At 56.9% G+C, this 8,764-nt stretch carries 5 protein-coding genes and 1 pseudogene; all 6 read right to left on the bottom strand.

Annotation, left to right across the window (positions count from 1 at the left end):
- Positions 1 to 2,948: DUF6531 domain-containing protein (locus RG836_RS09425; protein ID WP_310844948.1), on the bottom strand; the 2,948-nt coding region annotated here is incomplete at its 3' end.
- Positions 2,948 to 3,676, bottom strand: coding sequence for a DUF4123 domain-containing protein (locus RG836_RS09420; RefSeq protein WP_310844952.1), 729 nt, complete (start codon positions 3,674 to 3,676; stop codon positions 2,948 to 2,950). The genes RG836_RS09420 and RG836_RS09425, both read right to left, overlap by 1 nt.
- A gap of 243 nt (positions 3,677 to 3,919) precedes the next feature.
- Positions 3,920 to 4,303, bottom strand: coding sequence for a hypothetical protein (locus tag RG836_RS09415; protein ID WP_310844947.1), 384 nt, complete (start codon positions 4,301 to 4,303; stop codon positions 3,920 to 3,922).
- 90 nt (positions 4,304 to 4,393) lie between these two features.
- A complete protein-coding gene (locus tag RG836_RS09410; RefSeq protein ID WP_310844945.1) occupies positions 4,394 to 4,765 on the bottom strand; it encodes a hypothetical protein in 372 nt (123 codons plus the stop codon).
- Between the two features lie 106 nt (positions 4,766 to 4,871).
- Positions 4,872 to 5,261: a hypothetical protein gene (locus RG836_RS09405; protein ID WP_310844943.1), complete on the bottom strand. Its 390-nt coding sequence runs from the start codon at positions 5,259 to 5,261 to the stop codon at positions 4,872 to 4,874.
- 1,040 nt (positions 5,262 to 6,301) lie between these two features.
- A pseudogene (locus tag RG836_RS09400) lies at positions 6,302 to 8,308 on the bottom strand (type VI secretion system Vgr family protein); the annotation flags it as partial.
- Positions 8,309 to 8,764 lie beyond the last annotated feature (456 nt).

Raw genomic sequence — 8,764 nt, 5'->3', positions numbered from 1 at the left:
AGCAAACGGCCCGCCGAATCCCGCTGATAGCCCGTGACTAAACTTGAGCCGTCCGAACCAAACTCGGTCTTCTCCAACAACTGGCCCTTGAGGTCGTAGGCATAGGCCGTGCGCTGACCGTCGAAGCCGGTTTCCTGTCGGATCAATCCGCCGGGGGTGTAGTCCAGTTGATAGGTTTCGCCGGCTTCGTTCTCGATCGCTGTCAGCAACAGGCGCGAATGGTCGTAGCGATAGTGGAGCTGGGTGCCGTCCGGGTTGATCCGTCGGGTCAGCAGGTGCAGGTCGTCGGCGTAGTCGTAGCGGGTGATGCGCCCCAGTTCATCGCGCTCGGCGGTGACCTTGCCGTAGGCGTTGTAGGCAAAGCCCCGGGTCGCGCCGGTAGGCGAAGTCGTTTGCAACAGTCGGCCGAGGGCGTCCCACTGGTAGCGAACAATCGCGCCGTGTTCGTCCTGGCGGGTGGTCTGCCGCCCCAGTGCGTCGTAGGAAAACCGCCGCTGGCCGCCATGGGGCAGGGTTTCTTCCTGCAACTGGCCGAGACGATTCCACACATACCGATGGCGGCTGTTGTCCGGGTAGCGGATCGACAGCAACTGCCCCTGGCCGTCGTAGTCGTAATGGGTGACCTGACCCTCCGGGTCGACGGCTTCGGTGATATCGCCCTGGGCGTTGCGCTGATAGGTCCAGATGCTGCGGCCCCGACGCTTGGCGTGCAGGAAACCGTCGCGGTACTCGTAGGACGTGGGTTCGTCTTCCGGCGGAATCAGCGCCACCAGGCGTCCGACGTCGTCATAGCGGTATTCGGTGACCGCACCCAAGGCATCCTGCTCGGCGATCAAGCGGCCCTGCTCGTCATACGCCTTGCGCTGCTCGGCGCCATCGGCCTCGACCCGCCGCACCAGGCGCGCGCGGTCGTCGTGTTGATAGCTTTCTTCGCTGCCGTCGCGGTACTTGACCGTGACGCCGCCGGCGTCATCCCAGATGTACCGGGTGTCCATCTGCGCAAACGAGGCCCAATGCCGGACACAGCGCGCGGCTTTGCCAGACCTTTCCCACGCCCAAAAGAAACTCGCCCCACCGGCCAATTGCCGCTGCAGGATCACGTGCTGGTCGTCGTAGTCGTAGCGCTCGCTGTCGCCGGCCGCGTTGGTCGCGGCGATCAGCCGCTGGCGGGCGTCGTAGCGGTAGGAAAACAGCGTCTGTTCTGTACGCCAGGCGTCTTCGAGGGTGTCGGCGGGATGGAAGCTCTGGTAGTCGACGGCCACCAGGTGCGAGCGCTCATAGCGCAGCCGCAGGGAACGGCCGGCGCCGTTGTTCAGGCGCACGATGCGCTGCTGGTTGTCGCGCACCAGGGTCAGACGATTGTTGTAGGCGTCGCTGATGGCGGTCAGACGTCCGCCGCGAAAGTGTAGGAAACTTGGCGTGTCACCGGCCTGGGCGAGGATCAGCTCTTCCGGCTCATCACCGAGAAAAATCGCCGCCCGCGACAGGCTGTTGTGGATTGCCGGCCGCGCCAGTGACGGCAGCGGAAAGCGCGTGCGGCGGTTTTCGTGGTCGGTCCAGAGCACCTCGTCGCCGTCGACATCCAAACGATGGGCGAGGGAATGGCTCCAGCCAAACCCGAGGCCACAATCGATCTCCACCGCGCTGCTGCGGTAAACGCGGGTGAAGGTGAACGGCAGCACGCCGTCGAGCACCGCGTCGTCGAGGGTCAGCAGTTCTTCGCCGGTGACCATCGACACTGGGCAGCCGTTGGTGGCGGTTTTGTCAGCGGAATCGGCGCTGTCGCCTGCAGGATTTTTCGCCTGGTCGGGGGCGTCGTCGTGGAATTCGTCTTTTTTCAGCGTGGTATTGCGCCGGCCATCCCAGCGCAGTTGCATGCGACCTTTCTTGACCCCCGCCGCGATGCCACGGGCCGCCACTTTTTTGTAGCGGTCGACATAGCCGATAAAGCTTTCGATGACGCCAAACAATGCGTCGATGAAACGCAGGGCAATGCTGACCAGCACTTGGCCGTACTTGGCGCTGCGCATCGACAAATAAGCAACCGCGACCGGCGCGCCGACCACCGACAACTTCAGCACCAGCACAACCAAAATATCGATCAGCAGCGACACGGCAACATTGCCCAGCAGCTCCGCCGAAACACCCGCCAGCTCACTCGGCGGCAACATCTCCAGCCAAAGACTCGCCGTGCGCATCAACAAACACAGCGCCGCCTCATCACTGGCCAGCAGCAACGCCTTTTCCAGCGCCTGTGGGGATTTTTCCGCCAGTGCCTGAAGTTGCAGGGCGCTTTCACCCAGTTGTTCCAGGTGCGCAGCGGGGTCCTTAAGAATGTCGCCGATCAAGCAGACGCTGTCCCATACACCCTGGATCGCCGCCCAACTGCCCGCCGCGAGCCCATTGCCCACTGACTGCGATACCGACGTCGACCACTTCGGTTTGAAGCTTTGCCACTCAGCCCGCAGCCACTGATCCAGATCCTGCGTCAGCCCGTCGTAGGACGCGAACAAGTCATCAATCTGCGCTTCAGTGACCTGATGCTGGACCAGCACCCGGTAAAACTTCCCCGCCTCGCCTTGAAACTTTCCTACACCGTTTTCATCCAGGGTGATGACCGTGCTTGCACCGCCATCGACGGCAATGACCTCGACGTCAATATTGCCCAGCGGAATGTCATACACCGACTCGAACGAGCTTTCGATCAACAGAATGCCGCTGGCCGGGCACTGCGCCACGCTGGAAAAATGGTCGTCATTCACGCCGACGGTGGTCGTGGTGCTGCCGACCTTCAGGCGACGCTCCATGTCCAGCAGTGCCGGCAAATCAGCCGCGTGGCTGATCACATCTGCACCGCGGTTAAACCAATGCCCAAGCTGTTGGCGATAGAGGCTGAGGGTGTCCTTGAAACTGTCGAGTTCCTGCTCGATGCGCGTCACCTGCTCCATCAGCGACGTTCCGCCAGCAAGTAGTCCACGCACTGATGTTTCGGCGCATCCGGCAGGCTCAAGTCATGCAGAAAATGCTTGAGCTTGCAGCGCAAGACCGACTCGGAAAACAGCTCATAAACGTCCGGACGTTCTTCGCTGAGCCACTTCAACAAGTTGCTCAAACGGGCGGCACTGTCCGCTCCCGCAAAACCGTTCAGCAACGCAGGCGGCACCTTCCACCAAGGAAACGCCTGAGCACTGGCCAACGCCTGACCGCCGATGTGTACCGACCGGCCATTGATCAGGCAACGGTCCACCAGCGGCAATAGCTGCGCAGCGTCGACCTGTTCAGACTGCAAGATCGGCAGCAGAAAACGCCCGTCCCAGAAGCGAAAAAAAGTCGCTTGGCCGTTCGGCAACAACACTTGAGTAAGGCTGCGCAGTTGATCAACCAGCGCCACCAATGGTGCGCGCGACACCGCCAGCCAACCCCAATCATCGGCCGGGGTTTGCGCCACCCAATCGAGAAAAGCACTGCCCGGCTCGACCGCCACGACGTAAGGCATCACCGGTTCCCACTCGGCATACGCGGTGTCGGCCCAGATCGGGCTCGGCAGCGAATCGCTGCACGACCGAAAGGCTTTGAAGGGTTCTGCGGCGCTGGCGTTGCAGAAGATAGCGAAGAGTTGTTCGCCGGGTTGTAAAGGTTGACTCTGGAGCCAGATATGAGGAGCCACAGACACCATCACGAAAACGAACCTTCCTTTAAAGATAAGGGAAGTTCAGTCCGCATGAAACTTACAACTACAACCAACTTATTAACGATGCCTGCATGAACACAGAAACAAAGAATAGACACTCTGCGAATCCCCGACTATTGGAGTTCGCCTATTTTTGCATGAACCTCTCAACAATCAATAAAGCTCGGAAAAATCAGAATACTCCTACATAAAATTACCCTCCCGGGGATAAGTATTCACGCGCACCAACTATTTGAGCCATCCACAATATTTTCCCAAGGCAAAAAGCACCAGCATCATCAATCCGAGCAGCAGCGTTATCGAATACATCGCTTTCAACCTAAATTTCAGACTGGACGGAAAATTATCGTAATCCCCCTCATCCAAACGGCCATCCCTTATAGATTTTTTATAAAAGAACACCATGGCTGCGACATTTACAACTGCAAATGATCTACTCAACAAACTCCTATTAAGATAAAACTTGTACACCTCAACGCCGGGTGAATTTCTCAAACCAGCAATAATCTTAGCCAGTTCGAAATTCGCGATGCACAGTCGAAAAACAAGCACACCTATACCCGCGACAATATTAAATATGACTAAAACAAAATATAAATCCTTTGCGCTCATTCTTACCGGCGTCCAATATAACTAAAAATCGCAAAGTTATCTTCCACGAATGTCAACTCACAAATGCCGCTCAAAAGTGCAATAGCCGGATTAGGATATCCAGTTATTGTATCGTCCGACCCCGATAACTAATACTAACAATATCGACAACACGAGCATCGACCACCCACAGAGCACCAGCAGAAGTTTGAGTTTTGGTGGAAAAGCTCGATAGTCCTGCCGGTCCAACTGACCACTATTGACTGACCTACGATAGAAAATCAGTAACACCGTAACACGATTCACCAACAGCACTCGAGCAATAGGATCTGCCCCCAAATGTTCTTTTGTTTGCATTATACCGCGCGAATTCCCCAGGTTATCCAGGGCCTCATCTAAACGAAAATAAGCTACATACAAAAAAACAAGAAGCAGCAACGAGATCAAACCCATCAAAATCAGCCCGCTCATTAAATAGGCCATATGAGCCTCAGTTTTAGCCAAATGAACACCCCATCAATACACCATTAAACCATAGCGCAGCCTTCGATAGATGGAGGCATATTCGCGCAACCCCGGACTAAAACCACTACATCCAGCCCATATATTTACAACCAATCAGCAAAACAATCAGCGCCATAGCACTTCCAAGTGAAGCCATATAGAAGAATCGAATCACCCTCAGCAAACCACGAGGAAAGTTAACATAATCCTCCTGACTCAAGGAGCCACTCTTTATTGCCCAAGATGGGAAAACCAAAAAAGAACCTACACACGTCAATACTAAGTAGCTTCCAAATACACCACCACGAGAGGAAGAACTATACACCAGCATTCCCCGTGAGCGACTCAGAAAATCCCCAATTTTTTGCATTTGAAAAAAATGAAGATAGACGTTACCAAGAACCGATATCAACGCCATTCCAAAAAACAATCCGCCGAAAGTAAGAACAAACCAAACCTCATCGTCGCTAGTCATTTATAAATCTCACCATAAATTATTTCTCCGATTTTCTCCCCTCCTGCCTCTCCGAAAACTGAACCTCCCAAAGTCCCTACACCGACCATTACGAGAGAACAACCAACCGCCCCTGCACCCGCAGTTAAAATACCGATTCCAACACAAACAGCGGCCCCCATAGTTGCTCCTGCAATACTCCCCCCAAATGCGCCAGCAAATTTCCCCACTTCCGAAAATTTAACTTTCCTGCAAGCTTCCTCGGTTCCGACTCTGCAGGTTTCCTGGATTTTGATTCCAGAAGCGGAGGCCCCTAATGAAATCCCAACCCAGCCCCCTAACTTCATCACCTTCCCAGCCTTGCTCACCCCATCAATATGCGTCGCATAACCGGGGATCCCTCCCGCCGTGCCGGCCTTGCTCCAGTGATGCACAAGACTGCGAGTTGAAATTCCCAGCGCATTTTTCAGTTTTGGGTGATCCGCAATACCCACTCCTTTGCGCACCAATGGCCCGAGGCTGTTATCCAAACGCCCCATCAGCTTTTTACGTTCAGCGAAGAAATTCGCGCCCTGGAGTTTTCCATGTTTGTCGAAAGTACGTTTGTGCAGATTTTCCAGATCGACGAGCGTGTTTTTCAAACTAGCCAAATGCTGACCGAACATCGCCGCACCAATACCAACCCCGGTGGAGCCCTGCGAGAGAAAGGATTGAATTTCATCATGATGACGCGTCATAAATTCAGCTTCCGCGTCGCTCAAAGGCTCAAGCGCCGCATCCACTTTTTGCGCCGCCTCCATCAACAACGCTTCTTCACGGGTGCATTGCGTATTGCGCGGATCACTCAGGACAATCAGTTGACCGGGTTTGGCGTATTGGGTGATCTGCGGATTCAAGCTTCGAAACTTCGTCAGCACGTCCGGTGATGGCTGCGGGAACAGCATCGACTCAAGGGCTGAGCGAGACATGCCCTGCTCGACGATATGGAAACCTGGTTCCACGGTCGAAGCAGGTGCGGCGGATGATGCTTTCGGCGCACCGGTCAATGAGTTGGGCGTTGGACACAGCCCTCCCTTACACCGCTCACACTCCTCACAAAACGGCGCATCGCTTTTCAAACTCATGATTTGCGCAAGGCTCAACACGGCCGGCGTGGCGGCCGTGAGTACCGGCGGACCATCGACGGCGGCCGGGGCGGCCGCCATTGGCGCCATGGGAGCGCCGCCGACCTGGATCGGCACGCTGCTGAAAATCCCACCGGGGCTGAGGCTGATCCACTGGCCGCCGGCCTGAATGGTCGCGCTGACGCCAGCGTCGATGACCACTTGCTGTCCAGCAGAGACATGAAATTGCTGACTGGCGCTGACGGCCTGGTTGTTGACGCGGATGTGCCGGTCACCGACCACCCGCAGGTGGTCGTCCTGTTTCAGTTCGGTGTGGCGCTGGCCGTGGGTGATGTGTTGTTCGTCGGCCTTGAGTTCGTGGCGGGCGGTACCGGTGACGACGATGCTGCGCTGGTTGTCGACCTGGACGCTTTGGTCATTGAGTACGTGCTGGGTCCAGTTTCGCTGGGCGCGCAGGTAAATTTCCTCGGCGCCTTTACGGTCCTCGATGCGCAATTCGTTGTAACCGCCGCCACCGGGACTACTCTGGCTGCGGAAAATACTGCGGGTTTTGTCGGCGGGCAGGTCCAGCGGTGTCGGCGTCGACGCGTTCGGCAGGCAGGCCATGACCAGCGGTTTGTCGGCATCGGCGTCGACGAATCCCACCAGCACTTCCATGCCGACTCGCGGGATGAGCGCGCTGCCGTAACGATCGTGGGCCCAACCGGTGGCGACTCGCAACCAGCAACTGGAGTGCTCGTTGAACTCGCCATCGCGATCCCAGGCCAGTTGCACTTTGACCCGGCCGTACTCGTCACAATGGATTTCACTGTCCTGCGGGCCGGTGACGATGGCCGGTTGGTAGCCAAGGATGCGCGGCTTGTCGTGGACCAGCGGCGCACGGAAAGAAACATCCCACGGCGTAGCGAGAAAGGTATTGCGATAGCCCTGGAAACTGTCTGACTCATCGCCGGCGGATTCTTCCAGCACTTGCGGCTGGCGCCCGCGATGTTCGATGTGCGTCAGCAACCACAGGTCATTCCAGTCGCTACGCGGGTGTTCGATGAGTTGCAGGAAATGTCCGCTGACCAAGGCTGATTGGTCGCTACGTCCTTCGGCCTGCCGGTAATCGGCGCCGTGGCGCTCCAGGGTGCGCACGGCCACTTGCTTGCCGGTGTCACGATCGATGAACTGGCCCGGAAAACGGTAATCCTCCAGCACCGGCCGCTGCTCGCTGTCGGCAGCGCTGTGCAGCGCCAGCGTCGGTTTATGGAAGTTGTAGTCCCGTCGACTGACCGCCGTGGTGCGGGTTTCCAGGCGCACGCTGAACCGCTTGATTGCTGGCGTATCAGCAGCCATGCCGCTGCCCGGCAGGTACGGGGTCGGATTGGGCAACGTCGGGAACACCGTTTGATCGTCACCGAACACCAACAGGTGGCCATCGATGCTGTGCTGGAAGTGGAAGTGAATGCCGATCTCCGCGCACAGGCGCTGGATAAACGCCAGATCGCTCTCACCGTACTGCACGCAGTACTCGCGCTCGGGGTAGGTGCACCCGAGCTGGAACAGAAACGCATCGCGCAGGATGCCGTGATCCTTGAGCACCTGGGTGATGATCGCCGGCACGCTCAGGTGCTGAAAAATCCGCTGATTGATGCGGTGCTCAAGGTAAGCGAGACGCGGCACCAGGCTGACTTGATAACGGGTCAGCCGCTTGCCGGAATCGCCCTGGGCCACGCGATAAATCTGACCGTGGATGCCGGCACCGTCGCCGTCAAAACTCAAAAAAGCCTGACGATGCAGCAGGCTTTCAAGGTCGAGGTCCGGCCGTTCGCTCACCAGTTCCAGATCAAAGCGATAGGGTTGGCTGATGGCCTCCTTGCCGACGAACTCGAGGACGTTGAGTTCGCTCTCTACGCCTTCGAAGGTCAACGTGAAGCGCGGTTGATTGGCAGGCGCGAACATCCGATGTCTCTCTGCAGAATGAAGGCGGGCGATTCTGCATGAGGGGCATTGGTTGTTGAGTGGAGGTCAGGGAAATCAGATTCCTCCTACATTTATTCGGATTTTTCTCCCCGAAGTTGGGAGGCACGGCTACAGACATTTCTGTCAGAAACCAGACTGACAGTTTCCCGCTGGGGATTACGCACTAGGGAAAAGAGCGCGTCGCGCAAATCACGGTGCAACCGATGAAGACACCTTCAGCACCTTACTTCCAACTCGGAATCATTTGCGCCGATTTCGGGCGCAGCCCACGAAATCCGTGCGCTTCAGGCACCAATCGAGGGCGGTGACCAATGACCGGAAATTAATTCCTGAACACCGGCGGATTATTCCGACAAAAAGGGTTGCACCCGGTTGCACCTCTTTCGACACACGGCTAATCTGGCGACCAGCTGATGCCACGCGGTCGTGGCGAAT

It is taken from the genome of Pseudomonas rhizozeae (genome assembly GCF_031583775.1).
In the GTDB taxonomy this organism is placed as follows: domain Bacteria; phylum Pseudomonadota; class Gammaproteobacteria; order Pseudomonadales; family Pseudomonadaceae; genus Aquipseudomonas.
This window is presented reverse-complemented; position numbering and strand designations above follow the sequence as displayed.

What these genes read in the sequence shown, in the direction of transcription:
- RG836_RS09420 (WP_310844952.1), bottom strand. Translation starts at nt 3,676, where the DNA reads ATGGTGTCTGTGGCTCCTCATATCTGGCTCCAGAGTCAACCTTTACAA.
- RG836_RS09415 (WP_310844947.1), bottom strand. Translation starts at nt 4,303, where the DNA reads ATGAGCGCAAAGGATTTATATTTTGTTTTAGTCATATTTAATATTGTC.
- RG836_RS09410 (WP_310844945.1), bottom strand. Translation starts at nt 4,765, where the DNA reads ATGGCCTATTTAATGAGCGGGCTGATTTTGATGGGTTTGATCTCGTTG.
- RG836_RS09405 (WP_310844943.1), bottom strand. Translation starts at nt 5,261, where the DNA reads ATGACTAGCGACGATGAGGTTTGGTTTGTTCTTACTTTCGGCGGATTG.